General features: G+C 60.1%; 26 protein-coding genes, 3 tRNA genes and 1 pseudogene. 20 read left to right on the plus strand and 10 right to left on the minus strand.

The features are described 5' to 3' along the window. The first annotated feature begins 42 nt into the window (after positions 1-42). Positions 43-127, plus strand: a tRNA-Leu gene (locus HYN24_RS06455). Between the two features lie 58 nt (positions 128-185). Here HYN24_RS06455 and HYN24_RS16115 read toward each other — a convergent pair. After that, a pseudogene (locus tag HYN24_RS16115) lies at positions 186-494 on the minus strand (phosphoesterase); the annotation flags it as partial. Between HYN24_RS16115 and HYN24_RS16120 the strand changes: the two are divergent. Both HYN24_RS16120 and HYN24_RS16125 read left to right on the plus strand, forming a co-directional pair. Then, complete coding sequence (locus HYN24_RS16120) at positions 399-746, plus strand: hypothetical protein (protein WP_240327747.1); 348 nt, start codon at positions 399-401, stop codon at positions 744-746. The pseudogene HYN24_RS16115 and the gene HYN24_RS16120 sit on opposite strands and share 96 nt — an antisense overlap. Before the next feature lie 51 nt (positions 747-797). Then, a complete protein-coding gene (locus HYN24_RS16125; protein ID WP_240327748.1) occupies positions 798-1,121 on the plus strand; it encodes a hypothetical protein in 324 nt (107 codons plus the stop codon). Here the strand turns inward: HYN24_RS16125 and HYN24_RS06465 are convergent. Together HYN24_RS06465 and HYN24_RS15800 are read right to left on the minus strand one after the other, a co-directional pair. Continuing rightward, on the minus strand, positions 1,115-1,315 hold the full coding sequence (locus HYN24_RS06465; RefSeq protein WP_117608481.1) for a SlyX family protein: 201 nt from the start codon (positions 1,313-1,315) through the stop codon (positions 1,115-1,117). The genes HYN24_RS16125 and HYN24_RS06465 overlap by 7 nt on opposite strands. A gap of 9 nt (positions 1,316-1,324) precedes the next feature. Continuing rightward, positions 1,325-1,465, minus strand: coding sequence for a hypothetical protein (locus tag HYN24_RS15800; RefSeq protein WP_162888621.1), 141 nt, complete (start codon positions 1,463-1,465; stop codon positions 1,325-1,327). Between the two features lie 113 nt (positions 1,466-1,578). Here HYN24_RS15800 and HYN24_RS06470 point away from each other — a divergent pair. From HYN24_RS06470 to HYN24_RS06515, 10 genes are all read left to right on the plus strand, one after another. Continuing rightward, positions 1,579-1,655, plus strand: a tRNA-Val gene (locus tag HYN24_RS06470). Between the two features lie 134 nt (positions 1,656-1,789). After that, positions 1,790-3,706, plus strand: coding sequence for a threonine--tRNA ligase (gene thrS / locus HYN24_RS06475; RefSeq protein ID WP_117608482.1), 1,917 nt, complete (start codon positions 1,790-1,792; stop codon positions 3,704-3,706). A 26-nt stretch (positions 3,707-3,732) separates the two neighbouring features. Continuing rightward, positions 3,733-4,254, plus strand: a complete 522-nt coding sequence (gene infC / locus HYN24_RS06480) for a translation initiation factor IF-3 (protein WP_117608483.1) — start codon at positions 3,733-3,735, stop codon at positions 4,252-4,254. A gap of 136 nt (positions 4,255-4,390) precedes the next feature. Further along, positions 4,391-4,588 carry a 50S ribosomal protein L35 gene (gene rpmI / locus HYN24_RS06485; protein WP_117608484.1) on the plus strand — a complete coding sequence of 66 codons (198 nt, stop codon included), beginning with the start codon at positions 4,391-4,393 and terminating at the stop codon, positions 4,586-4,588. 11 nt (positions 4,589-4,599) lie between these two features. After that, positions 4,600-4,959: a 50S ribosomal protein L20 gene (gene rplT / locus HYN24_RS06490; protein ID WP_117608485.1), complete on the plus strand. Its 360-nt coding sequence runs from the start codon at positions 4,600-4,602 to the stop codon at positions 4,957-4,959. A 139-nt stretch (positions 4,960-5,098) separates the two neighbouring features. Then, a complete protein-coding gene (pheS, locus tag HYN24_RS06495; protein WP_117608486.1) occupies positions 5,099-6,145 on the plus strand; it encodes a phenylalanine--tRNA ligase subunit alpha in 1,047 nt (348 codons plus the stop codon). Then, positions 6,142-8,526, plus strand: a complete 2,385-nt coding sequence (pheT, locus tag HYN24_RS06500; RefSeq protein ID WP_117608487.1) for a phenylalanine--tRNA ligase subunit beta — start codon at positions 6,142-6,144, stop codon at positions 8,524-8,526. Before pheS ends, pheT begins: the two co-directional genes overlap by 4 nt. Positions 8,527-8,534: 8 nt before the next feature. Then, complete coding sequence (locus tag HYN24_RS06505) at positions 8,535-8,843, plus strand: integration host factor subunit alpha (protein ID WP_205421478.1); 309 nt, start codon at positions 8,535-8,537, stop codon at positions 8,841-8,843. Further along, on the plus strand, positions 8,827-9,204 hold the full coding sequence (locus HYN24_RS06510; protein ID WP_117608489.1) for a MerR family transcriptional regulator: 378 nt from the start codon (positions 8,827-8,829) through the stop codon (positions 9,202-9,204). Before HYN24_RS06505 ends, HYN24_RS06510 begins: the two co-directional genes overlap by 17 nt. A 34-nt stretch (positions 9,205-9,238) precedes the next feature. Further along, positions 9,239-9,315, plus strand: a tRNA-Pro gene (locus HYN24_RS06515). Positions 9,316-9,456: 141 nt separating this feature from the next. Here HYN24_RS06515 and HYN24_RS06520 read toward each other — a convergent pair. Beyond that, positions 9,457-9,828: an Mth938-like domain-containing protein gene (locus HYN24_RS06520; RefSeq protein WP_117608490.1), complete on the minus strand. Its 372-nt coding sequence runs from the start codon at positions 9,826-9,828 to the stop codon at positions 9,457-9,459. Positions 9,829-9,936: 108 nt separating this feature from the next. On the opposite strand from HYN24_RS06520, the gene HYN24_RS06525 reads away from it, so the two are divergent. From HYN24_RS06525 to HYN24_RS06555, 7 genes are all read left to right on the plus strand, one after another. After that, positions 9,937-11,166, plus strand: coding sequence for a pyridoxal phosphate-dependent aminotransferase (locus HYN24_RS06525; protein WP_117608491.1), 1,230 nt, complete (start codon positions 9,937-9,939; stop codon positions 11,164-11,166). Between the two features lie 81 nt (positions 11,167-11,247). Further along, complete coding sequence (locus HYN24_RS06530) at positions 11,248-12,558, plus strand: homoserine dehydrogenase (RefSeq protein ID WP_117608492.1); 1,311 nt, start codon at positions 11,248-11,250, stop codon at positions 12,556-12,558. Positions 12,559-12,756: 198 nt separating this feature from the next. Beyond that, complete coding sequence (locus tag HYN24_RS06535) at positions 12,757-13,878, plus strand: rhomboid family intramembrane serine protease (protein WP_240327749.1); 1,122 nt, start codon at positions 12,757-12,759, stop codon at positions 13,876-13,878. A gap of 134 nt (positions 13,879-14,012) precedes the next feature. Continuing rightward, complete coding sequence (locus HYN24_RS06540) at positions 14,013-14,288, plus strand: DUF2249 domain-containing protein (protein ID WP_117608494.1); 276 nt, start codon at positions 14,013-14,015, stop codon at positions 14,286-14,288. Continuing rightward, on the plus strand, positions 14,289-15,413 hold the full coding sequence (locus HYN24_RS06545) for a hypothetical protein (RefSeq protein WP_117608495.1): 1,125 nt from the start codon (positions 14,289-14,291) through the stop codon (positions 15,411-15,413). A gap of 32 nt (positions 15,414-15,445) precedes the next feature. Beyond that, positions 15,446-16,873 carry a threonine synthase gene (gene thrC / locus HYN24_RS06550; protein WP_117608496.1) on the plus strand — a complete coding sequence of 476 codons (1,428 nt, stop codon included), beginning with the start codon at positions 15,446-15,448 and terminating at the stop codon, positions 16,871-16,873. Further along, a complete protein-coding gene (locus HYN24_RS06555) occupies positions 16,870-17,490 on the plus strand; it encodes a cyclopropane-fatty-acyl-phospholipid synthase family protein (protein ID WP_117608497.1) in 621 nt (206 codons plus the stop codon). The genes thrC and HYN24_RS06555 overlap by 4 nt, the downstream gene beginning before the upstream one ends. Here HYN24_RS06555 and HYN24_RS15805 read toward each other — a convergent pair whose 3' ends face one another. From HYN24_RS15805 to HYN24_RS06580, 6 genes are all read right to left on the minus strand, one after another. Further along, positions 17,491-17,628 carry a hypothetical protein gene (locus tag HYN24_RS15805; RefSeq protein WP_162888622.1) on the minus strand — a complete coding sequence of 46 codons (138 nt, stop codon included), beginning with the start codon at positions 17,626-17,628 and terminating at the stop codon, positions 17,491-17,493. 63 nt (positions 17,629-17,691) lie between these two features. Further along, positions 17,692-18,555, minus strand: a complete 864-nt coding sequence (nadC, locus tag HYN24_RS06560; protein WP_117608498.1) for a carboxylating nicotinate-nucleotide diphosphorylase — start codon at positions 18,553-18,555, stop codon at positions 17,692-17,694. A gap of 34 nt (positions 18,556-18,589) precedes the next feature. Continuing rightward, entirely contained in the window at positions 18,590-20,086 is a 1,497-nt protein-coding gene (locus HYN24_RS06565) for an NAD(P)H-hydrate dehydratase (RefSeq protein WP_117608499.1), read from the minus strand. Continuing rightward, on the minus strand, positions 20,083-22,854 hold the full coding sequence (locus HYN24_RS06570; RefSeq protein WP_117608500.1) for an ATP-binding protein: 2,772 nt from the start codon (positions 22,852-22,854) through the stop codon (positions 20,083-20,085). The genes HYN24_RS06565 and HYN24_RS06570 overlap by 4 nt, the downstream gene beginning before the upstream one ends. Before the next feature lie 34 nt (positions 22,855-22,888). Continuing rightward, positions 22,889-23,791: a histone deacetylase gene (locus HYN24_RS06575; RefSeq protein ID WP_117608501.1), complete on the minus strand. Its 903-nt coding sequence runs from the start codon at positions 23,789-23,791 to the stop codon at positions 22,889-22,891. A 25-nt stretch (positions 23,792-23,816) separates the two neighbouring features. Then, the gene (locus tag HYN24_RS06580) at positions 23,817-24,674 is read right to left on the minus strand and encodes a tetratricopeptide repeat protein (RefSeq protein WP_117608502.1); all 858 of its coding nucleotides are present in this window, start codon (positions 24,672-24,674) and stop codon (positions 23,817-23,819) included. Between the last annotated feature and the right edge of the window lie 34 nt (positions 24,675-24,708).

The raw sequence follows: 24,708 nt of genomic DNA on the forward strand, positions 1-24,708 counted from the left end.
CTGGAGGGTGAGGCTTAGTCGGTGCTAGAATTCGCCCCGCCTGCCCAGGTGGCGAAATTGGTAGACGCACCAGATTTAGGTTCTGGCGCCGAAAGGTGTGGGGGTTCGAGTCCCTTCCTGGGCACCATTTTCAGCACTTCGCTGAAAAACTGTTCGGCCGGCATGCGAAAGCCTGCTGCATTCGGATGGCCGCCGCCGCCATAGCGCGTGGCGATGACCGACACATCGAGGGTCTTCCCCTTTGACCGCAGCGAAGCCTTCACTTCGCCATCGCTCGACAATTGCCAGATCAGCCCGAAACTGCCGCTCTGTCCGGCTAGTTCATTGCCCAGTTCCGAGGCAAACAGCGGGCTGGCATTGATGGCAACACCGCGCACCGCCAGCCAGGCCTGATCATCATGGGTGACGACTTCCTGGCCGTGGCGCAGTGCCTGCAGGGCATCGACCGGTTCGCCGCGAAGGTCGGCCGGACGGCGCAACGCACTCTGCGCCATGCGCGTGATTTCCTGCTGATAAAACTGTTCGATGGCAGCACCCTGAACCAGCGTTTCGCGGTAACGCGGAGTGGATTCGTCGGTAGTCTCGGTGACCAGTTGGTGCCAGGCGGCGAAATCGAAGGGCAGGAGGCGCAGGGCGCGGCAGAAGGGGCGGGTGCCGGGCAGGGTGAAGCGCCACATGTCCTGCTCTTCGATATGGCGCAGGGCCAGTGGCGTCGGCAGGTCGGGGTGAAAATGCTCCCAGGCTAGACGGGCCCCGGACTTTTCCAGATTGAAGGCGACACGCAGCGGCAGTGTTGGGTGCTGGTAACTGCGCATGCCGTTTTCGTCGATCTGCAGTTTGCTGCCCCAGGCGTGCAGCGCCGACGCATGGTGGTCGATCTGGGTGACCGAAGCCGCAACTGCGGCCATCGCTTCGAGCCTTTCAGGCGGATAGGAGAAGTCGATGATGAAAACGGCGCGGCCGGCAATATCGTCGAGCGACCAAGTATCGCCATGGTGCATTGGCCAATAGGTGGCGGTGTCCCCAAAGTGGCGCCAGGCCGCGTAGGCGGCACCGAAGCCATCAAGACAGTCAGCGTGGTAGATGACCACGAACGCGGGTTGTGCCGACATGCTCAGTAATGCGGCGGCAGTTCATCGCGCAGGCTGCGCTGTTCATTCGGCTGGGCACTTTGCGCCTGCTCGCGCAGGCTGCGTATTTCGCGGAAGAGCAAATCGATCTGCTCCTGCTGGCGATAAACGAGCCGGTTGAGTTCTTCCACCAGGTCTTCGGTGTAACTGATCTTGATTTCAAGTTCGGTGATGCGGGATTCCACAAATTTTCCTTATTCTTCGCTGCGCCAGTCGCGCAGGGTTTCCTTGGGCGGTGGCGGGGGCGCGTCATTACGCGGCGGCCGGATCAGCGGCAGGGCGCCACCGAGGACGACGATCAGGCAGATGCCGAAAATAATCCAGCCTTCGTTCATGAGTTTCTCCAATGCATGGGCGGCAAGTGTACTTGTCTTCTGAAAAGACTTCTCAAAAAAACGCGAAGGGCTGTTGACATCGGCTTCTACGTCTATATAATGCGCGCTTCTTTAGGCGGTTAGCTCAGTTGGTTAGAGCGCCACGTTGACATCGTGGAGGTCGTTGGTTCGATTCCAATACCGCCTACCAAAATTCCTGACGGAGCTGAATTTGATGATTTTCCGAACTTGCACTGCAGTTCAGAAACACTAATCGAGTCAGCCTTCGTTTGACCAAAAAAGTGCGGCTCACCCCCGCACTTTTTTTTCGCCTAGAGATTTGCCATGCCTGATATCAAACTGCCCGATGGTTCCATCCGCTCTTTTGAACAGCCGGTAACAATCACCGAAGTGGCGGCCAGCATCGGCGCCGGGCTGGCCCGTGCGGCGCTGGCCGGCAAGGTCGATGGCAATCTGGTCGATACCTCGTATTTGATCGAAAAAAATGTCGATCTGGCGATCATCACCGAACGCGATCCCGAAGGGCTGGAACTGATCCGTCACTCGACCGCCCACCTGCTCGCCTATGCCGTCAAGGAACTGTTCCCGGAAGCCCAGGTCACCATTGGTCCGGTCATCGAAAACGGCTTCTATTACGACTTTGCCTACAAGCGCCCGTTTACGCCGGACGATCTGGCGGCCATCGAAAAGCGCATGGCTGAACTGGCCAAGAAGGACATCCCGGTGACCCGCGAAGTGTGGGCGCGTGACGATGCGGTCAAGTTCTTCCTCGACCTCGGCGAGAAGTACAAGGCCGAACTGATCGGCGCCATCCCGGCCGACCAGCAGGTGTCGCTCTACCGCGAAGGCGATTTCATTGACCTCTGCCGCGGCCCGCACGTGCCGACCACGGCCAAGCTCAAGGTCTTCAAGCTGATGAAGGTGGCCGGCGCCTACTGGCGTGGCGACCATCGCAACGAGCAGTTGCAGCGCATCTACGGCACGGCCTGGGCCAAGAAGGAAGATCTCGAGGCCTATCTGCACATGCTGGAAGAAGCAGAGAAGCGCGATCACCGTCGCCTCGGCAAGCAGTTCGACCTCTTCCACATGCAGGATGAAGCGCCGGGCCTCGTCTTCTGGCACCCCAAGGGTTGGGCAATCTGGCAAGAAATCGAAGGCTATATGCGCGCCGTGTATCGCAACAACGGCTACCAGGAAGTGCGCTGCCCGCAGATTCTCGACAAGACCCTGTGGGAAAAGTCGGGGCACTGGGAGCACTACAAGGACAACATGTTCACGACGGCTTCTGAAAATCGCGATTACGCGGTCAAGCCGATGAACTGTCCGGGTCATGTCCAGGTCTTCAATGCCGGCCTCCGTTCCTACCGCGAACTGCCGCTGCGTTACGGCGAATTCGGTTCCTGCCACCGCAATGAGCCGGCTGGTGCATTGCACGGCCTGATGCGTGTGCGCGGTTTCGTCCAGGATGATGGTCACATCTTCTGTACCGAAGACCAGATCGAGGCTGAAGTGACGGCCTTCAATGCATTGGTCAAGAAGGTCTACGCTGATTTCGGCTTCAACGATGTGGCGATCAAGCTGGCCTTGCGCCCGGATGGACGTGTCGGTTCGGACGAGGTCTGGGATCAGGCTGAGGCTGCATTGCGTCAGGGTCTGCGGGCTTCCGGTCTGGAATGGACGGAACTGCCGGGCGAGGGGGCCTTTTATGGTCCGAAGATCGAATTCCACATCCGCGACGCCATCGGCCGCTCCTGGCAGTGCGGCACCATCCAGGTCGACTTCTCGATGCCGGGCCGTCTTGGTGCCGAATATGTCGGGGCCGACGATACGCGCAAGGTGCCGGTCATGCTGCACCGGGCCATCCTTGGTTCACTGGAGCGTTTCATCGGCATCCTGATCGAAAACTTCTCGGGCGCGTTGCCGCTGTGGCTGGCGCCGGTACAGGTGGTGGTCCTCAATATTTCCGAAAAACAGGCCGATTACGCCGCCGATGTTGCGCAAAAGCTGCATCTGGCAGGCTTCCGGGCCGAGTCGGATTTGCGTAACGAGAAAATTACCTATAAAATTCGGGAACATAGCTTGAACCGGCTGCCTTATCAGCTCGTTGTGGGCGATAAGGAAAAAGCGGACGGACTAGTGGCCGTGCGTACTCGCGGTGGTCAGGATCTCGGACAGATGTCCGTGGATGATCTGATCAGGCATCTTCAGAATGAAGTTGCCGCGCGGAGTGGCACGGCTTAATTTTTGTTGTTTTCGGGGGTTTTACCATAGCTCAGAACAAGGCGCATCGCCTCAACGAAGAAATCACGGTTCCGGAGATTCGTCTCCAGGGTGCAGAAGGTGAACAGCTTGGCATCGTCAGCATTCGCGAAGCCTTGCACATGGCGGAAGAAGCGGGCGTTGATCTGGTTGAGATCGCCCCGACTGCGAAGCCGCCGGTCTGCCGCATCATGGACTACGGCAAGTTCAAGTACCAGGAACAGAAGCGGGCTCACGAAGCCAAGTTGAAGCAGAAGCAGGTCCAGGTCAAGGAAATCAAACTGCGCCCGGGTACCGACGAAAACGACTACCAGATCAAGCTCAGGAACATGACGCGTTTCCTGGAAGAAGGCGACAAGGTCAAAGTGACCCTACGCTTCCGGGGCCGCGAAATGGCGCATCAGGAATTCGGCATGCGCCAGTTGGAACGGATCAAGGCAGACCTCGACGAAGTCGGTGCAGTCGAGCAGATGCCGAAAATGGAAGGCCGTCAGATGATCATGATCATCGGGCCGGCCAAGAAGAAGTAGTAGCAGAAGTTGTAGCAGCGAGTTGCTGGTTTTTGGCTAATAGCTGATTACTGGCAGCTAACAAGAAGTGCTTTCGGGTAGTTGAAGCGTTCCCGTAGTGGGAGCCACCTGACGGCATGTCATTAAGGAGCATCCAATGCCCAAAATGAAGACCAAGAGCAGCGCCAAAAAGCGTTTCTCGATTCGCGCTGGTGGTTCCATCAAGCGCGGTCAAGCCTTCAAGCGTCACATTCTGACCAAGAAGACCACCAAGGTGAAACGCCATCTGCGCGGTTCCGTTGAAGTTAACGCGCGCGATACAGCATCCGTCCGCGCCATGATGCCCTACGCATAAGGAGATAGAAGATGCCTAGAGTTAAACGTGGTGTAACGGCGCGCGCGCGTCACAAGAAGATTCTCGTTCAGGCCAAGGGTTACCGCGGTCGTCGCAAGAACGTATATCGCATCGCCAAGCAGGCGGTGATGAAGGCCGGTCAATACCAGTACCGTGACCGTCGTCAACGCAAGCGTCAGTTCCGTTCCCTGTGGATCGCCCGTATCAATGCCGCAGCTCGTGAGCTGGGCATGAAGTACAGCACCTTCATGAACGGTCTGAAGAAGGCCAATATCGAAGTTGACCGCAAGGTCCTGGCCGATCTGGCCGTCTTCGATCAGCCGGCTTTTGCCGCACTGGCCGCCCAGGCCAAGGCACAGCTCGGCGCCTGAGCGAAAGCGTAATTAAAAAAAGGAGGCGCAAGCCTCCTTTTTTAGTTTCGGCCGCCGCTTTGCGGCCTCACGTCGGCTAGGCCGACATCAGCTTTCACTGAAACGTGCGTTTTGTTGGTGGTTTTGTAGGTGGACGTCTATGGACAATCTTGATCAAATCGTTAGCGAAGCGCGGTCGGCTTTTGCTGCCATTTCTGACCCCGATGCGCTGGAACAGGTAAAAGCCCGTTTCCTTGGCAAGAGTGGGCAGATCACCGAACTTCTCAAGGGCCTGGGCAAATTGCCGCCGGAAGAGAAGAAAACGGCCGGTGCCGCGATCAACGTCGCCAAGACGGCCGTTGAGTCGGCACTTAATGAGCGCCGTGAAGCCATTCGCAAGGCGGCCCTCGAAGCCCGCCTGGCCGAAGAAGCACTCGATGTCACGCTGCCCGGTCGCGCTGAAGCGCGCGGTGGCTTGCATCCGGTGACGCGCACGCTGGAACGTATTGAATCCTTGTTCCGTTCGATTGGTTTCGATGTGGCCGACGGCCCCGAAATCGAGGAAGACTTTTTTAATTTCACGGCCATGAACACGCCCGAGGATCATCCGGCGCGTTCCATGCACGACACCTTTTATCTGCAGAATCCGGACGGCACGGTGGCTGACAAGGTGCTGCTGCGCACCCACACCAGCCCGATCCAGGCCCGTTACATGCAGGCACACGTCGCCCAGCATGGCCACCTGGAAAAAATGCCCGAAATCCGCATCATCGCGCCGGGCCGCGTCTATCGCGTCGATTCCGATGCGACCCATTCGCCGATGTTCAATCAGGTCGAAGGTCTGTGGGTGGGCGAGGGTGTTTCCTTTGCCGATCTCAAGGGCGTCATTGCCGATTTCCTGAAGAGCTTTTTCGAGACCGACGACCTCACGGTTCGCTTCCGTCCGTCCTTCTTCCCCTTCACCGAGCCCTCGGCCGAAATCGACGTCGCCTTCATGAACGGCCCGCTCAAAGGCCGCTGGCTGGAAATCGCCGGTTGCGGCATGGTGCATCCCGATGTGCTGCGCATTGCCGGCATCGACCCAGAAAAATACACCGGCTTCGCCTTCGGCTTCGGTCAGGACCGCCTGACCATGCTGCGTTATGGCGTCAATGACCTGCGCCTCTTCTTTGAAGGCGACCTCCGTTTCCTGAGGCAATTCGCATGAAATTCTCTGAATCCTGGCTGCGTACGCTGGTTGATACCACGCTGACGAGCGAAGAACTGTCCCATCTGCTGACCATGGCCGGCCTTGAAGTCGAGGGTCTGGAGCCAGTCGCTCCCCGATTCAACGATGTGGTCGTCGCCCACGTGCTGGAAGTCGTAAAGCACCCGGATGCCGATCGTCTGAACGTCTGCAAGGTCGATACGGGGCGCGGTGAGCCGACCACCATCGTCTGCGGTGCGCCGAATGTTGCTGTCGGCCTGCGTGTGCCGTGCGCCCTGCCGGGCGCTCAGTTGCCGGGTGATTTCACCATCAAGATCGCCAAGGTTCGCGGCATTGAATCCTCCGGCATGCTCTGTTCGGCCAAGGAACTCGGCATTGCTGAAGAAGCTTCTGGTCTGCTCATTCTGCCGGCCGATGCACCGGTCGGTCAGTCCATTCGCCAATATCTCGATCTCGACGACAACCAGTTCGAGCTCAAACTGACGCCGAATCGCGCTGACTGTCTCTCCCTGAGTGGCGTGGCGCGTGAAGTAGCGGCCATAGCCGGTGCCCAGGTCCGGTTGATCGAAGTGCCGGAAGTTCCGGCAAGCATCGCCGACCAGCGTGCGGTCTTGCTTGATGCCCCGGCCGCCTGTCCGCTCTATTTCGGTCGCGTCCTCAAGGGCGTTAACGCCAAGGCGCCGACGCCTGAATGGATGAAGCGCCGCCTTGAGCGCAGCGGTATTCGCTCGATTTCGGCGCTGGTCGACGTCACCAATTACGTCATGCTCGAACTCGGGCAGCCGCTGCATGCTTTCGACAATACCAGGCTGCAAGGTGCAGTCCATGCCCGCATGGCCCTGCCGGAAGAAAAGCTGCTGCTCCTTAACGAGCAGACCATCGCCATCGACGCTGACATTCTGGTTATCGCTGACGATGCCAAGGCATTGGCCATGGCCGGCATCATGGGTGGCGAAGAGAGCGGCATCACGCTGGAAACCACTGAGTTATTCCTCGAATCTGCCTTCTTTGCCCCGAAAGCGATTGCCGGACGGGCACGTCGCTACGGCTTCGGCTCGGATGCCTCGCATCGCTTCGAGCGTGGTGTCGATTTTGGCGGCACCCGCCGCGCCATTGAACGCGCCACCCAACTGATCATTGATATCTGCGGCGGTGCCGCTGGTCCGGTGGTCGAAGCGAAGGCCGAACTGCCGGCGCGCCCGCCAGTTCGTCTGCGCACGGCACGGGCCTGTGCCGTGATCGGTATGGCATTTACCGTTGAGCAGATTGCCGCCCTGTTCAATGGGCTGGCCCTGCCGTTTGTGCGAGAGGGCGATGATTTCCTGGTGACGCCGCCGACCTGGCGCTTCGACATCGAGATCGAAGAAGACCTGATCGAGGAAATTGCCCGTTTGCACGGCTATGACAACATCCCGGCCCCGGCTCCGCGCGGCAACCTGAAAATGATGGTGCAGCCGGAAGCCCGACGCCCGGCAACGCGGGTTCGCCAGTTGCTGGTCGACCGTGGCTATCAGGAAGTGGTCAATTTTGCTTTCGTCGAACAAGCCTGGGAAGCCGATTTTGCCGCGAAGATGGAAGAAGCCGACCTGATCCGTCTGGCCAATCCGATTGCCAGCCAGATGGCGGTCATGCGCTCGACCCTGTTTGGCGGCCTGATCGCCAATCTCGTTACCAATCTCAAGCGCAAACAGAACCGTGTCCGTCTGTTTGAAACGGGGCGTGCCTTCCTGCGGAGTACGGCCGGAACACCAGTGCCTGGGTTCGTCCAGTCATGGAGGCTGTCCGGGCTCGCCTACGGTGGCGCCTTGCCGGAAGGCTGGGGCAGCGCGGCGCGCAAGGTGGATTTCTTTGACGTCAAGGGTGATCTGGAAGCCATGCTGTCCCCGGCCCAACCGCGTTTCGAAAAGCTCGTCCATCCGGCTCTGCATCCGGGTCGCGCGGCGCGCATTCTGGTGGACGGACGTGACATCGGCTGTCTCGGTGAGTTGCATCCCGAGTGGGTGCAGAAATACGACCTGCCTCTGGCACCGGTCGTCTTCGAACTCGATTTTGATGCCGTCAAGGCCGTGCAGGTCCCTGCCTATGCCGAGGTCTCCAAGTTCCCGCCGGTCATTCGCGACCTGGCGATTGTCGTTGATCAGGGGCTGGCTTTGCAGACACTTATCGACGGCCTCAAAGGGCAGGTTTCCAGCCTCATTCAGGACATTCAGCTGTTCGATGTTTACGTCGGAAAAGGCGTGCCTGAAAACAAAAAAAGCCTTGCGTTCCGCATAGTTATGCAAGATACTCAACGCACTTTGCAAGATTCGGAAGTTGATGCTGCGATGCAGCAACTGGTGTCCTGTTTCGAACAGGCATTCGGTGCTCAACTGCGTGCCTGACGGAAATAATAACGATGACGCTAACCAAAGCTGAACTCGCGGACCTGCTTTTCGAAAGAGTAGGTCTCAACAAGCGTGAGGCCAAAGACATGGTCGAAGCTTTTTTCGAAGAAATCCGCAATTCCCTGGAAACCGGTGATGGCGTCAAGCTATCAGGCTTTGGCAATTTCCAGTTGCGGGACAAACCGCAACGTCCGGGTCGTAACCCGAAAACCGGTCAGGAAATCCCCATCACGGCGCGCCGCGTTGTGACCTTTCATGCCAGCCAAAAGCTGAAGTCCGACGTTGAGCTAGCCTTCGATGGAACCGCGGCATAAAGCACCGGGCGGCGAAGAACTGCCGCCGATCCCCGCCAAACGCTACTTCACCATCGGTGAAGTGAGTGAATTGTGTGGCGTAAAGCCGCATGTGCTGCGCTACTGGGAGCAGGAATTCAACCAGCTCAAGCCGGTCAAACGGCGTGGCAATCGTCGCTATTACCAGCATCACGAAGTTCTGCTTGTGCGGCGAATTCGCGAGCTTCTTTATAATCAGGGCTTTACCATCAGCGGTGCGCGCAATCGCCTCGACGAGGGCGGTGCCGTCGAGGTTGCTGCCGTCAACTTGCCGGAGGCAGGTCAGATGCCGGGCGGCCTGCGTGGTGAACTAAAGTCCATTATTGAGATGTTGCAGCTTTGAATCCCAGTGTTTTTGGGTATAATGGCGGGCTTGTCGGGGCGTAGCGCAGCCTGGTAGCGCACTTGCATGGGGTGCAAGGGGTCGCGAGTTCGAATCCCGCCGCCCCGACCAAGAGAATCAACGAGTTAGGCCAATCTTCGGATTGGCCTTTTTCGTTTACGGGAAAAATATTCGCAAGGGGCTGTCGGGTAGCTAACCCAGCTATTTCTTTGGCTGGCTCAAAAATGCATTGAAAACGCGCCGTTGTGCTGATTAGTCGAAGAGCAGCGCGGCAGCAACCTTGCGGCCTTCGGCGGCGAGGATGTTGTAGGTACGGCAGGCGGCCTGCAGATCCATCACGTCAAGCCCGATGCCGGCCGGGGCAAAGGGACGGAGCAGGGCGCTTGGGGGAAAGCGCAGGCGGCTTCCGGTGCCGAGCAGGATGATCTCGGTGCCGAGTTCAAGAAGCTTCTGCATGTCGGCCTCGGTCAGGGTACCGACGCTGGCGCTGGTCCATTCCGGGATGACCGACTCGGGGAGCAGGATCAGGTTGGTGGCGTACTTTTCGTGGTTTACGGCCACATAATCGTCGCCGTAGGCGGTGAAAAGATTGAGTCCGGCGGTATTGGAAATGTGAAGTTTCACTGCGCGATCAGTCCGAAAAGTCCGCCAAAATTGCGGTGCACCATGCGATAAAGTAGGATTATACCTTTGGCCCCTGCGGGCCATGCGTTGTCACGCTGGAAGAGTCCCATGAAACACGTCAAAAAGTCCGCCAAACTCGCCAACGTCTGCTACGACATTCGCGGCCCTGTGCTGCAAAAAGCCAAGCAGATGGAAGAGGAAGGTCACAAGATCATCAAGCTGAACATCGGCAATCTGGCCGCGTTCGGCTTTGATTCGCCTGAGGAAATCCAGCAGGACATGATCCGCAACCTGCCCAATGCGGCCGGCTACACCGACTCCAAGGGCATTTTTGCGGCGCGCAAGGCAATCATGCACTACACCCAGCAGAAAGATATCAAAGGGGTGACACTGGAGGATATCTACGTCGGTAACGGCGTCTCCGAACTCATCGTCATGGCGATGAATGCCCTGCTTGATGCTGGCGATGAAGTGCTGGTACCGGCACCGGATTACCCGCTGTGGACGGCTGCAGTGAGCCTCTCCGGCGGTACGCCGAAGCATTATCTGTGTGATGAAAGCAAGGGCTGGCTGCCCGATCTCGACGATATTCGCAGCAAGATCAACAGCAATACCAAGGCGATTGTCATCATCAATCCCAATAATCCGACCGGGGCGCTGTATCCGGACGATATCCTGCACGAAATTATCGACATTGCCCGCAAGCATCACCTCACCATCTATGCCGACGAGGTATACGACAAGGTGCTGTACGACGGCGTAAAGCACACATCGATTGCCTCGCTGGCCGAAGATGTCCTGATGATCACCTTCAATGGCCTGTCGAAGAACTATCGTTCCTGTGGCTACCGGGCCGGCTGGATGGTGGTGTCCGGTGACAAGCGCCATGCCAAGGACTACATCGAGGGTCTCGATATGCTGGCCTCGATGCGCCTGTGCGCCAATGCACCCGGTCAGCATGGTATCCAGACGGCGCTCGGCGGCTACCAGAGCATCGATGACCTGATCAAGGAAGGCGGTCGCCTGCGTCGCCAGCGCGATATTGCGCACGAGTTGATTACCGCCATTCCGGGGGTCAGCTGCGTCAAGCCGAAGGCGGCGCTATACATGTTCCCGAAGCTCGATCCTGCGGTTTATCCGATCAAGAACGACCAGCAATTCATCAGTGAACTGCTGCAGGAAGAAAAAGTCCTGCTGGTTCAGGGTTCGGGCTTCAACTGGCCGCATCCGGATCACTTCCGCCTGGTCTTCCTGCCGCATGAGGATGACCTGCGCGAAGCCATCGCCCGTATTGCCCGTTTCCTCGAGAACTATCGCAAACGTCACGGAACCAACTAGTCGGGAGTTGCTGGTCGCTTGTCGCTGGCACCCCCTGACCCCTGATTGCTAATAACTAACCACTAACAACTAACCACTAAAATGAAACCTATCAATGTTGGCCTTATCGGCATCGGCACCGTCGGCGGTGGCACCTGGACCGTTCTGAAGCGTAACGAAGAAGAAATCACCCGTCGTGCCGGGCGTCCGATCCGGATTACTGCCGTGGCCGACAAGAACGTCGAACTGGCCAAACAGGTTACGGGCGGTACTGCCCGCGTGACCGACGACGCTTTCTCGCTGGTCAACGATCCGGATATCGACATCATTGTCGAACTGATCGGCGGCTATGGCGTGGCCAAGGAAGTGGTCATGCAGGCCATCGCCAAGGGCAAGCATGTCGTTACCGCCAATAAGGCGCTGCTCGCCGTGCATGGCACCGAGATTTTCAGTGCCGCCCAGGAAAAGGGCGTCATGGTTGCCTTCGAGGCTGCCGTCGCCGGTGGCATTCCGGTCATCAAGGCGCTGCGCGAAGGCCTGAGCGCCAACCGCATCGAATGGGCTGCCGGCATCATCAACGGCACCACCAACTTCATTCTCTCCGAAATGCGTGACAAGGGCCTGTCCTTCGACGACGTGCTCAAGGAAGCCCAGCGCCTCGGTTATGCCGAAGCCGACCCTACCTTCGATATCGAAGGCGTCGACGCTGCGCACAAGGCAACGCTGATCGCTTCCATCGCTTTCGGTATCCCGGTGCAGTTCGACAAGGCCTACATCGAAGGCATCACCAAGCTCGAAGCCTCTGACATCAAGTATGCCGAACAGCTCGGCTACCGGATCAAGCTGCTCGGTATCGCCAAGCGCCGCGAAAAGGGTATCGAACTGCGCGTGCATCCGACCCTGATCCCGGCCAAGCGCCTGATCGCCAACGTCGAAGGCGCCATGAACGCCGTTCTGGTCAAGGGCGACGCCGTCGGTGCCACGATGTACTACGGCAAGGGCGCCGGCGCCGAGCCGACCGCTTCTGCGGTCATCGCCGACCTCGTCGATGTCACCCGCCTGGCCACCGCCGATGCCGCCCACCGCGTGCCGCACCTGGCCTTCCAGCCGGACGCCATGTCCAACCTGCCGATCCTGCCGATGAGCGAAGTCGAGACCGGTTACTACCTGCGTCTGCGTGTTGAGGACAAGCCGGGCGTCCTCGCCGACGTCACCCGCATCCTGGCCGACCAGGGGATCTCCATCGACGCCATGCTGCAGCGTGAGCCGGAAGAGGGCGAAGGCGAGACGGATATCATCATCCTTACCCACGTCTGTAAGGAAAGCGCCGCCGACGCAGCCATTGCCAAGATCGAAGCCCTGTCCGCCCAGAAGGGCAAGGTCAAGCGCATCCGTCTTGAAGAACTGCAGTAAGGGCAATTAACGATTCACCGAAACGGGAGCCAGCGGCTCCCGTTTTTTGTGGACGCGGCTGGTCGAGGGCAGGGCACCAGCGGATTTTTCGGCAAGATCAGTGTTGGCTGACCGGCAGTTAGCGCAGGCCTGATTGGCCCGAGGGTAAATGGGCGGACTTTAGCCGTCGTGGCAATTCACTTCTGAATGGCGACTCGATTGACGCGCATAATCGAAGCCTTCACCCCATTGTTGCCGTTATCTTCTCCCCCCATGCCCACGCTTCACGATCAGTTGCGCCAGCGCTTGCCGAGTTTGCGGATCACGCCGCTGCTGCTGGTCGCCAACGTTCTTGTGTTCGCTGCCATGTTGTTTGGCGGAGCCGGCCTGTGGCATGCCCAGAACGGGGTTCAACTGGCCTGGGGCGCGAATTTTGGGCCGGCCACCCAGGACGGTGAGTGGTGGCGTCTCGTCAGCGCACTGTTTCTTCATTTCGGTGTGCTGCATCTGGTCTTGAACATGTGGGCGCTGTGGGATGCCGGCCAGTGGGTCGAGCGTATGGTCGGCCACCTGCGGTTTGTGCTGATTTTCTTTGTTGCCGGACTGTCCGGCAACCTGCTGTCGCTGGTGGTACATGCCGGGCAGGCGGTGTCGGGTGGCGCATCGGGTGCCATTTTCGGGCTCTATGGGGCCTTGCTGGCTTATCTCTGGCTGGAGCGGACGCAGATTCATCCGGGCGAATTTCGCTGGCTGTTCTGGGCGGCCATCGGCTTTACCGTGGCCACCATCGCTTTCGGTCTTCTGGTTCCCGGCATCGATAATTCGGCCCATTTGGGCGGACTGGTTGCCGGCCTCCTGATGGGGGTGCTGGTCAAGCCGGAGGGTCACGCCACCGCGCTGCCGCAACCGGCCAGATGGGCGGCCGGACTGGTGCTTGCAGCACTGCTCGGCGGCATCGTCGCCAACTTGCCGCAGCGGGCCTATCGGTGGAGCGATGAGCGGCTGATGCGCGAGGAGATTGGCCTGTTTCTGGCGGAAGATGCGTCGATCAGTCGTGCCTGGGAAAGTATTTTGCAGCAAGGGCGAAGGAGCGGCGCATCGTTTGCAGAAATGGCCGATGTCATCGAGTCGGTGGTGACCGAGCGTTATGAACACAGTTTTGAGGCGCTTTCCGCCTTGCCGCAGGATGCCAATCTGCCCTCCGCCCAAACGGCAGAAAACCTGACCCGCTATGCGGCGGAGCGGCGCGATGCATCGCGGGCGCTGGTGGACGGCTTGCGGACCAATGATCCAGGGCAAATCCGGCAGGCGCTGGAGCAGGCCAGGAACTCACGGCCGTGACCGCTCGTCCTGTTTTTTCGCGTGGAAGCAACGACCGGCTGGGCATTATTCCGATCAGGATCAAGGAAATGGCGAAGGCGGCGGGGCAGAATCGGCTTCGATTGCCATCCCGGCATGCCTATCATGGAGCTCATATGCAAACCATTCACCCTGTTCATTCCTGCGATCGTCCGACCGCTGAGGCTCTCTATCCCTTCGATGCCCGTGGTATTGCCAAGCGTTTCCGTCATGCCGCCATTTTTGGGGCACTCGATGCGCTGCAGGTCGGTGAAACCATGCGTTTCTGCAACGACCACGATCCCTTGCCGCTGCTCGCCCAGTTGCAGGCCCGTTATGGCGCTCATCTCAGCATCGAATACCAGCAGCGTGAAGCAGGTGCCATCGTCATCGATTTTTCTGTGGTTGGCTGAGTGATTGTCACGGCGAGCCTGACCCTGCTTTCGCTGCTGTGCAGCGCCGTTCTGGCGCTGAGCGGATGGGGCTCGCCGTTGGCGGTCGCGCATCTGGCCTTTGCCGTCGGCATCGTGCCGCTGATATTTGCCGCCATGATGCATTTTGTTCCAGTGCTCACGCGTACCGGCGAGCCGGATCGGCGTCTGGCACAGTTGCCTATGGCGGCCCAGATCAGCGGATTGCTGGCAGTAGCGGCGATGCAGGGCTGGCTGCCCTATGGTGGCGTCTATCTGGCGGCTGCGGCCGATCTCTTGTTCGCCGCCATCCTGCTCAACTGGATCGCGCGTCGGGCCCGCGCCGCGCTCGGTTCGCCACATCCCGGCTGGCGTTGGTACGCGACAGCCCTTGGCTGCCTGATGCTGGCCCTCATGGCCATCCTTCTGATACCGTTCTGGCCCTCCTATTGGCGGGTGTTGCGGATTTTCCATCTGCATCTCAATACCCTGGGCCTGGTTGGTCTTGCCGCACTGGGCACTTTGCCAGTGCTGTTGCCAACCGCCCTCGGACAGGCTGACCCCGAAGCCGGGAGCTGGTTGCGCCGTCGCTTGTGGCTGGTGACCTCCGGTGCCCTCATGGTGGCGACTGGTGCCGCCATCGCCTGGCCCTTTGCCGCCCCCGGTACGGCGCTCATGCTGGTCGCCGGGCTTGGTCTGCTCGGCCAATGGAGTCGCCGCTTTGGCCTCTGGCCGTTGTTCCGTGATGGCGTCACGGCATCGCTGCTGGCCGCAGTCATCGGTTTGATGGTGACCCTGGCCGCCGGTTTGCTGCATGGTGCCGGGCTGATTGCGACACGGCCATCCCTACTGGCATGGGGGGCAGGCTTCCTGCTGCCTTTGGTGAGTGGGGCGCTGAGTCAGCTCCTGCCGGTGTGGCGCTGGCCTGGCCCGCTTTCGCCGGAGCGTCTGCTCATGCGGCGAAAACTCGCGGCCTCCGGGGCGGAGCGGGCAGGGCTTTTTCTGTCGGCGGCACTGGCCATGTTGAGCGGACTGGATGTGCTGGGTGGCGCATTGGCAGCATTCGGCATGGCACTGTTTGTCATTGGCGTGTTGCAAGCCGTGTTCGTGGCGCGGTCGACGCGGTAAAATCACGGCTTTTCGCCTTTCAGGTTTTTGCCATGCGCTATCTTTCGACCCGCGGCCATGCCGTGCCCCAGTCTTTCTGCGACATTCTGCTCGGTGGCCTGGCGCCCGATGGCGGCCTTTACCTGCCGGAAAGCTACCCGCAGATCAGCCGGGCCGAACTTGATGCCTGGCGTCATCTGTCGTATGCCGACCTGGCCTACGAAATCCTTTCCCGCTTCATTACCGACATCCCGGCCGCCGATCTCAAGGCGCTGGTCGCCAAGACCTACACGGCCCAGGTCTATTGCCACACCCGTAACGGTGGCAATGCGGCCCAGATCACGCCGCTGACCAAGCTCGAAGATGGCCTGTATACGCAGGAACTGTCGAATGGCCCGACCCTGGCCTTCAAGGACATGGCCATGCAGTTGCTCGGCAACCTGTTCGAATACGTACTCGACCAGCGGAAAGAGTCGATCAACATTCTCGGCGCTACCTCCGGCGACACCGGCTCGGCGGCCGAGTACGCCATGCGCGGCAAGCACAACGTCAAGGTCTTCATGCTCTCGCCGGACGGCAAGATGAGCGCCTTCCAGCGCGCCCAGATGTATTCGCTGCAGGATGCCAATATTTTCAACATCGCCGTCACTGGCCTTTTTGACGACGCGCAGGACATCGTCAAGGCGGTTTCCAACGACGCCGATTTCAAGGCCAAGTACAAGATCGGCGCGGTCAATTCGATCAACTGGGCACGGGTTGCAGCCCAGGTCGTCTATTACTTCCAGGGCTATTTCCTGGCCACGAAATCGAATGACGAGCAGGTCGCTTTCGCCGTGCCTTCGGGCAATTTCGGCAATATCTGCGCCGGCCACATCGCCCGCCAGATGGGCCTGCCCATCGCCCGCCTGGTGCTCGCCACCAACGAAAATGACGTGCTCGACGAGTTTTTCCGCACCGGCGTCTATCGTCCGCGCACCGCCGCCCAGACCAGCATTACCTCCAGTCCCTCGATGGATATTTCCAAAGCCTCCAATTTCGAGCGTTTCATTTTCGATCTGGTCGGTCGCGATCCCTCTGTGGTCAAGGCGCTGTGGGCCAAGGTCGACAAGGGCGAAGCCTTCGATCTGTCGGCGACCGATTACTGGAAGGACATGCCGAAATTCGCTTTCGTGTCGGGCAAGAGTTCCCATCTCGACCGCATCAACACGATCCGCTTCGCTCAGGGGTGCTACAACGTGATGCTTGATACGCACACCGCCGATGGCCTCAAGGTGGCGCTTGAACATCGCCTGCCGAACGTGCCGATGATCGTTCTTGAAACGGCCCAACCGGCCAAGTTCGAGGAAACCATCCGCGAGGCGCTGGGCACCGAGCCGGTTCGCCCGGCCGATCTGGCCGGTATCGAGAACCTGCCGCAGCGGGTCGTGGTCATGGCGCCTGATGTCACTGCCATCAAGCAGTTCGTCGTCGAGCACGTGTGAGTTTCGACCACGAAGCCTTCTGGTCAGCCCGCTATCGTGATGCGGGCGACGACTACCTGTTCGGCACCGCCCCGAATCGCTTTCTTGCTGCGCAGGAGGCGTACTTCGGGGCTGGCATGAGCGTTCTGTCGGTCGCCGATGGCGAGGGCCGCAATGCGGTCTGGCTGGCCGAGCAGGGCTGTCAGGTGACGGCGACCGAGATTTCCCCGGTGGCGCTGGAAAAGGCAGCAAAGCTGGCGCGCGGTCGCAATGTCGAGGTCAGCTTCGTTGAAGCCGATATTTTGAACTGGGACTGGCCGCAGGATGCGTACGATGCCGTGGTTGGCATCTTCATCCAGTTCGCAACACCGGCGGAGAGGCCGCGTCAATTGGCCGGGATGAAGCAGGCGGTCAAATCGGGCGGCCTGCTGTTCCTGCAGGGCTATACCCCGAAACAGCTGGAATTCAAGACGGGCGGGCCGTCAGCCGTGGAAAATCTCTATACCGACGAGATGCTGCGGGAAATCTTCGCCGACTGGGAGATCATTTCGCTCCACGATCACGAAGACAGCATTGCCGAAGGGTCGGCGCACATCGGTCGATCAGCCTTGATCGACCTTGTGGCTCGCAAGCCCTGACTAAAGGTAAATGACGGCCGGGAAAACGGCCACTGCCAGCACGAGGACCAGCCACTCGAGATTGCGCCGGGCCAGGAAACCGGTGAAATGCAGCACCAGAATCAAAATGGCGACGACGTAAAACAGCGCAAACAGCATCTAATTCCCCTGAGTATAGTTGGATCGTCGAGTCGCGATTATGGCGGCAATCCGTGCAAAATTCTAGCCGACAAAGCGCATCGACAGATCAAGTGCCTTGACGTCCTTGGTCAGGGCACCGATTGAAATCCGGTCTACTCCCGTTTCGGCTATGCCACGCAGGGTATCCAGCGTGACATTCCCAGACGCTTCGAGAACGGCACGGTCGGCGTTGACGGCGACGGCCTGGCGGAGCAGGTCGTTGTCAAAATTGTCGAGCAGGATCATGGTGGCGCCGGCCTTGAGCGCCTGATCCAGCTCATCAAGATTTTCCACTTCAACCTGGATGAATTTGCAGCGATCAGCTGCGCCGGCTGCCACTTTTTGCGCCGCTGCCATCGCCTGGGCAATGCCGCCGGCGGCGTGAATGTGGTTTTCCTTGATCAGGATGGCGTCCCACAGGGCCAGGCGATGGTTGCCGCCACCGCCGGCGCGAACTGCGTATTTCTGGGCGATGCGCAGGCCGGGCAGGGTTTTGCGGGTGTCGACCACCTGCGCCCGGGTACCGGCGATGGCGTCGGCGTAAATCCGGGCCTTGCTGGCTACAGCCGAGAGCAGTTGGAGGAAATTCAGGGCGCTGCGCTCGGCGGTGAGCAGGGCGCGGCCATTGCCGTCGATTTCGCACAGTAGCTGATTGGCCACGATCCGCTCGCCGTCGGCCGCATGCCAGGTGATGCGGGCGTCTGGATCGAGGCGGGCAACGCACAGATCGAACCATGCCCGGCCACACAGTACGCCGGGTTCGCGGCAGATCACCGTGGCCCGGACCTGGCGTTCGCCGGGAACGAGGCTGGCGGTCAGGTCGCCAGCGCCGACATCCTCGGCGAGGGCGGCGTCAACGTTGCGGGCAATTTCAGCGGAAAGTGGAAAGTCGAATTCGATGGTCATTGCGGGAGTGAGAAAACGGTTGAGGGGGCCGATTTTACAGGCTGCGCTGGCCGATTACCCAGTCATTGAAGAGATGACGTGCCGCATCGACGACTTCGCTGGCGGTCAGGCCGACCGGCCCAATACCTTGTCCAACGAGGCGATCGGCCGCCGCACCATGGAGATGAACGCCGGCCAGCAGGGCCATTTCGGGCGGCCAGTTCTGGGCGAGGAGGGCCGTGACCAGGCCGCTCAGGACGTCGCCCATGCCGGCTGTGGCCATGCCCGGATTGCCGCTGGAATTTATCCAGAAGCGGCCGTCGGTGCTGGCAATCACGGTGCCACAGCCCTTCAGGGCGATGTTGCAGTGATAGCGGCTGGCCAGATGGCGGGCGGCCTGTATCCGGTCGCTCTGGATGTCGCCGACCGAACAACTTAGCAAGCGGGCCGCTTCGGCCGGGTGCGGGGTCATGATGGCCGGTGCGTCGCGTTGTACCAACTGGCTTTCCAAGCGGCGGTCGGCAGCCAGAAGGTTGAGGGCGTCAGCGTCGAGGACGAGCGGGAGCGAGGTTTTCAGTGATTGTTCAAGGAGACCTTGCGCCGCCGCCGAGCAACCCAGCCCGGGGCCGCAGGCGAGTGCCTGAAGGTCAGTGCCGAGCAGCGTTTCGGCCGAACGTATCATCAGCTCCGGAGCCCCCAGGTCGACGCTTGGACCCTCGGCATCGAGTAGGCCGAGATAGACGCGCCCGGCCCCCAGTTTGAGAGCGGCGCGCCCGGCCAGGAGGGCGGCACCGACCATGCTCCTAGCCCCGCCAAGGATGCCGGCGCTGCCAAAACTGCCCTTGTGCGTGTTGCGCGTGCGGGTTTTGAGGCGGATTGCGAAATCAGTCAGGGAAACGATGTAGCCGTCGGCTGGCAATTCGTCGACCGGTGTCAGTTCCAGACCAGTAATTTGGATTTCACCGCAGCAATCCGGACCATCCGCCGTCAGCAGGCCGGGCTTGCCGGCGATGAAAGTAATGGTGTGGCTGGCCTGAATGCACGGTGCGAAACAGGTGCCGGTATCGGCATTGAGTCCGGATGGGCAGTCGAGCGCCAGTAGCGGGCAGTTGTCACGCCGGGCCAAATGGTTGGCGGTGGCGATCCATTGGGCGTAGTTGCCGTCCGGTGCGCGGGTCAGGCCAATGCCAAACAAGCCATCGATGATCAGCGACCAGTGGGTGTCGTCGGGAATGCTGCCGACCGTCCTCCCGCCCGCGTCAATAAAGTGGCGGTAGGCAGCGGCGGCATCGGCGGGCAGCTTGCCCGGGTCGGCCATGAAGACGACGCGCACGTCGAAGAAGCGCTGACGCAGCAAGCGGGCCGCTACAAAGGCGTCACCGCCGTTATTGCCCGGCCCGGCCAAGATCAGGATCGGCCGGCTCTGCACGCTGGCCAGTGTCGCCGCCCAGTCGGCAGTGGCAGCGCCAGCGCGTTCCATCAGATCCTCGGCAGCGTGGGCCGCTTCAAGGCGGCGCAGGCTTGACGTCAGGTACAGCGGGTTCGGGTTCATGACGTGATTCTATCGCTGCTTGGGCCTTTGACATGTCTGAGAATAACCGCGACCAGCGCGTCCGGATCAATCGGTTTGGTAATCAGGTCGACCATCCCGGCGGACAGGCAGGTGCTTTGTTCTTCGATCATGGCATGGGCAGTCTGGCCAATGACCGGTAGATCGGGGGCCAGCCGGAGAATGGCGCGGGTGGCTTCAATACCGCCCATGACCGGCATCTGGATATCCATCAGTACGGCATCGTAGGCGTTTGCGCCGTGTCGGGCGACCGCCTCGACAGCCAGTGCCCCATCGACGGCAAAGCTGGGTTCGGCCCCCGCGTCGCCCAGGATTTCACCCATGATGTCGCGATTGATGTCGACATCTTCAACGACCAGCAGGCGCAGGCCGGCCAGCGGTTTCTCCGACCACGTTGTCTCTGCCGTATCCGGCGGTTGGTCGCCCGAGGGCTCGACGGGCGTGTAGGGCAGGCGTACGGTGAAGCAACTGCCAAGGTTGGGCGTGCTGTCCACGCTGATCGTGCCCTGCATCAATTCAACGAGGTGGTCGGTGATCGCCAGCCCGAGGCCGGAGCCGCCAAAGCGTCGGGTGGTCGAGTTGTCACCCTGGACGAAGGGGTTGAAGATGTTGCCCATCTGCTCCGGCGAAATGCCGATACCGGTGTCGATAATGCGAAAACGCAACTGCTCGCCGTCCAGGTCGGCTTCCAGGCTAACCGTGCCACTGCTGGTGAATTTCACCCCATTGGAGAGCAGGTTGAGCAAGATCTGGCGAAGGCGCAGCGGGTCGCTGCGGCACAGGGCGGGCAGGTTGCTGGCGATCACCAGGCGCAGTTCCAGATCTTTGCCGCTGGCCCGTTCCTGCATCATTTCAACGGTTTCTTCGAGGATGACTTTGAGGTCAACGGGCAGGGCCTCAATCCTCAGCATGCCAGCTTCCATCTTCGAGAAATCAAGAATGTCGTTGATGATGCCGAGCAGGAGATTGCCGGAATGCTGGATCTTGACCAGGGCATCATGGGCCTTGCTGCCATCTTCCGTGGCACGTAGCCCAATGTGGGTCATGCCGAGGACGCCGTTGAGCGGCGTGCGGATTTCATGGCTCATCTTGGCCAGAAATTCGCTCTTGGCCATGGCCAGCCGCATGGCATCGGCGCGCGCTGCTTCGAGGTCGGCTGTGCGCACCTCCACCAGTTGTTCGAGGTGGTCGCGGTACACGGCGATTTCGGCATCCTTGCGCTGATGTTCGTTGAGCGCCTCGCGCAACTCACCCTCCATCGCCTTGATATCGGTGATGTCGGCCACGAAACCGCAGAATGTGATGCTGTGGTTGACGGTCGCTTCAGGAACCGCCCGAATCAGCAGCCACTTGATCTGTCCATCGATGCAGATCCGGTATTGAAGCCGCCATGGGGTCAGGTTCTGCGCCGCTGTATTCAGTGAATTGATGTAATCGCTATAGTCGTCAGGGTGCACCATCTCGCGCAAGATGTCGGTGCTGTCGCGGACATCGTCCAGGGTAACCCCATACAGGGTGGCGATGGCATCGCTGGCAAAGAGAAAACCACCGTGGCCATCGGCATACAGGCGGTACTCGAAGACGAGGCCGGGCACTTCCGAGACAATCTGGCGCAGTCGCTTGTTGGCGGCGTTTTCCGCTGACTTCGCTTCCTCGGCAATGATCACTTCCTGGAGTCCGTTGAAGGCCGTCACCAGTTGTCCGATTTCATCGTTTTTGTGTATCGGGAGCGCTTGTCGGGGAACCTCTCCCTGGCGCATTTGGGCCAGCATCTTAGAGGCTTCGGCTAGCGGCCTGAACTGTCGTCGCAGCCACCACCAGCAGAGGATGGCGAGGAGCAGGGTCAGCCCCGACGAGACCATGATGAGGTGCCGCTCGACGGCATCGATCGGCGCGAAGGCTTCAGACGCGGGGAGGACCGATTGCATCAGCCAGCCCGTAGCCGGAATCCGCTTGCTTGAGGAAAGTTCGAGAACGCCGCGCGAACTGCGGGCCAGCCCGGAGCCTTCGTAGCCATCGATATAGCTGTCGTAGACCGGATTGATGCCGCGCGGCGGGCCGCTCTTGAGCAGGCGGCGCCGGTCGGAAGCCACGACGTAGGTGCGGGTTGTCGGGGCGGTGATCAGAAAGTCGCCGGTCATCCCGTATTTCGTGGCGCCAATCTGATCGAGGAAACTCGGCTGGCTGAGATTGGTGACGCCGACGACCAGGCCCATGACTTGTTGGTTATCGTCGAGGATGGGCGAGATGATGGCGAAGACAGGCTGCTGACTATGTTCGCTGAAGAGAGGATCGGTGATCACATCACCAACGCCGCCAAGTGCTTTTTTGATGCCCGGGTATTCGTGAAAATCGACCCCGGTACGCTTGAGTCTGGCCGGGATGCTCGCGACGGCCACCCCACGGCGATCAATGACGATTACACCCCAGTTGAAAATGCTCTCGGGAACAGGGTGACGCTCGAGCGAATCCTGTGCCTCCAGAGAGATATTCAGACGACTGGTGCGATAACCTTGGGCGATGGTCCTGATGATCTGCTGGCGCTCACGGATGGAGCGGTCGAGTTCCCCGGCAATCAACGAGACGGTCGAAAACTGTTGCGCCGAAATGGTCGATTCCATGTCGCGGCGCAGGGTGTGGCCCAAGGCAAAGAACGCGCTCCACAATACAAACAGGCCAAGCAGGAGCACGCCGATGGTGATGCGCACCTGTAGCGAGCGAAAGTCGAACCGGGCCAGCAATTTTTGCATTGCGTTCTTTGAATATCCCCTGCTTTTTCACAGCTTATGCCGTCAGGAGAGATTTCGCCAGAAGGATGGTCTGGCAATGAATGCTGACGGTATCTTCTATCTTTCGGGCATAGCCACCGGCCATGGCGATGGCCACTGGGCTTTTGATTTCACGGGATTTTTCAAAAACCAGACGGTCTCGCTCGGCCAAACCGGAAAAACTCAGACCAAGGCGACCCAACCGGTCATCCTGGTAAGGATCGGCACCGGCCAGATAGATGACGAGGTCGGGGCGGGCGAGGTCGAAGGCGATATCCAGGCCCGGTTCCAGTTGTTGCAGATAGGCCTCATCGGAACAACTGTCAGGCAACTCGATATCGAGATTGCTGGTTTCCTTGGTGAAGGGGAAATTGCGTGCGCCGTGGATGGAGAAGGTGAAAATACTGTCGTCGTCGCGCAGGATGCTGGCCGTGCCATTGCCCTGATGGACGTCGCAATCGACGATCAGAACCCGTTCAACCCGGCCTTCAGCCTGCATGGCGCGGGCGGCGACGGCGGCGTCATTGAAAACACAGAAGCCCTCGCCGTGGTCACCAAACGCATGGTGCGTACCGCCGGCCAGATTCGCCGATACGCCGTCTTCCAGTGCCGCCCGGCAAGCACCAATGGTGGCGCCGGCCGAGCGACGGGAGCGTTCGACCATGCCGGCACTCCACGGGAAGCCGATCTGTTTTTGCGCTGCGGCGTCGAGTCGCCCGTGGCTGACCGCATCGATGTAGGCCGGGTCGTGGGCGCGGGCCAGTTCTGCATCGCTGGCGGCGTGCGGCAGATGGAAATCGGCCGGGCTGAACTGGCCGCTCGCCAGCAGGGACTCGCGCAGCCGGGAATATTTTTCCATGGGAAAACGATGCCCGGTAGGGAGGGGCAAAACAAAGACATCGGTGTAGAACAGGCGCACGACCGATGCCTTTCGGGGATGCTGCCTAGTTGAGAGCAGCCGACATCTTGCGGCGGAACTCGCGGATCAGGTCGTCGTACTGGTCGCTGCCGGCAAGGGCTTCGAACAGGGTGAGCAGCGCCTTGCGGCCAGCCCCTTCGTTGAAGAAGCGGTCACCGACCACAACCGCAAGCGCCGCTTCCATGGCGGCGCGGAAGTTGCCTTGTGCCGCGTAGGCACGGGAAAGGTCAAGGCGGACGGCGTGATCGGCCGGGTTGGCGGCCAGCCTGGCTTCCAGTTCTGCCGTGTCGGCAGCGCCTGCCGACAGCGCGAGGCGGGCGCGCAGGGCGTTGGCGCGGTCAGGCTCCTGCGTATAGTCACCGGACAGCAACTGGCCGGCTTCATCGTTGCGGCCGAGTTGCATCATGACGTCGACGGCATCAAGCTGAATGGCCTGGTCTTCCGGTTTGGCCTGGCTGGCTTCGACCAGTTTGGCCAGGGCTTCGTCGAGCTTGCCATCGAGAACCAAAGCAGCGGCTTCCTCGCGCAGGTTGCCGCCGGGCCCGGCCGGCAGAGCAATCCGGTCGAGGAATTCGCGGATCTGGCCTTCCGCCATGGCGCCATTGAATTCATCGACCAGTTGCCCCTGAAAGAGCACCTTGACCGACGGAATGCTGCGCACGCCGAAATGTTGCGAGAGTTCGGGGTTTTCGTCGGCATTGACCATGGCGAGCAGGAAGCGGCCCTGATATTCCTCGGCCAGCTTTTCGAGCATGGGTTTGAGGGTCTTGCAGGGCTCGCACCAGGGGGCCCAGAAATCGACGACGACTGGCACGGTCTCGGCCGGCACGATTACCTTGGCTTCAAAATCCTGGATGGAAACGTCAAAAGCAAATTCGGACATGGCGGGGCCTGTAAAAATTGGAGTCGGGCGAATT

The organism is Dechloromonas sp. HYN0024 (assembly GCF_003441615.1).
GTDB lineage: Bacteria > Pseudomonadota > Gammaproteobacteria > Burkholderiales > Rhodocyclaceae > Azonexus.

Excerpts from the sequence above, each read along its gene's own strand:
- HYN24_RS16120 (WP_240327747.1), top strand. The coding sequence starts at position 399 with ATGGGTGACGACTTCCTGGCCGTGGCGCAGTGCCTGCAGGGCATCGAC.
- HYN24_RS15800 (WP_162888621.1), bottom strand. The coding sequence starts at position 1,465 with ATGAACGAAGGCTGGATTATTTTCGGCATCTGCCTGATCGTCGTCCTC.
- thrS (WP_117608482.1), top strand. The coding sequence starts at position 1,790 with ATGCCTGATATCAAACTGCCCGATGGTTCCATCCGCTCTTTTGAACAG.
- rpmI (WP_117608484.1), top strand. The coding sequence starts at position 4,391 with ATGCCCAAAATGAAGACCAAGAGCAGCGCCAAAAAGCGTTTCTCGATT.
- rplT (WP_117608485.1), top strand. The coding sequence starts at position 4,600 with ATGCCTAGAGTTAAACGTGGTGTAACGGCGCGCGCGCGTCACAAGAAG.
- pheS (WP_117608486.1), top strand. The coding sequence starts at position 5,099 with ATGGACAATCTTGATCAAATCGTTAGCGAAGCGCGGTCGGCTTTTGCT.
- pheT (WP_117608487.1), top strand. The coding sequence starts at position 6,142 with ATGAAATTCTCTGAATCCTGGCTGCGTACGCTGGTTGATACCACGCTG.
- HYN24_RS06510 (WP_117608489.1), top strand. The coding sequence starts at position 8,827 with ATGGAACCGCGGCATAAAGCACCGGGCGGCGAAGAACTGCCGCCGATC.
- HYN24_RS06525 (WP_117608491.1), top strand. The coding sequence starts at position 9,937 with ATGAAACACGTCAAAAAGTCCGCCAAACTCGCCAACGTCTGCTACGAC.
- HYN24_RS06530 (WP_117608492.1), top strand. The coding sequence starts at position 11,248 with ATGAAACCTATCAATGTTGGCCTTATCGGCATCGGCACCGTCGGCGGT.
- HYN24_RS06540 (WP_117608494.1), top strand. The coding sequence starts at position 14,013 with ATGCAAACCATTCACCCTGTTCATTCCTGCGATCGTCCGACCGCTGAG.
- thrC (WP_117608496.1), top strand. The coding sequence starts at position 15,446 with ATGCGCTATCTTTCGACCCGCGGCCATGCCGTGCCCCAGTCTTTCTGC.
- HYN24_RS15805 (WP_162888622.1), bottom strand. The coding sequence starts at position 17,628 with ATGCTGTTTGCGCTGTTTTACGTCGTCGCCATTTTGATTCTGGTGCTG.
- nadC (WP_117608498.1), bottom strand. The coding sequence starts at position 18,555 with ATGACCATCGAATTCGACTTTCCACTTTCCGCTGAAATTGCCCGCAAC.
- HYN24_RS06565 (WP_117608499.1), bottom strand. The coding sequence starts at position 20,086 with ATGAACCCGAACCCGCTGTACCTGACGTCAAGCCTGCGCCGCCTTGAA.
- HYN24_RS06570 (WP_117608500.1), bottom strand. The coding sequence starts at position 22,854 with ATGCAAAAATTGCTGGCCCGGTTCGACTTTCGCTCGCTACAGGTGCGC.
- HYN24_RS06580 (WP_117608502.1), bottom strand. The coding sequence starts at position 24,674 with ATGTCCGAATTTGCTTTTGACGTTTCCATCCAGGATTTTGAAGCCAAG.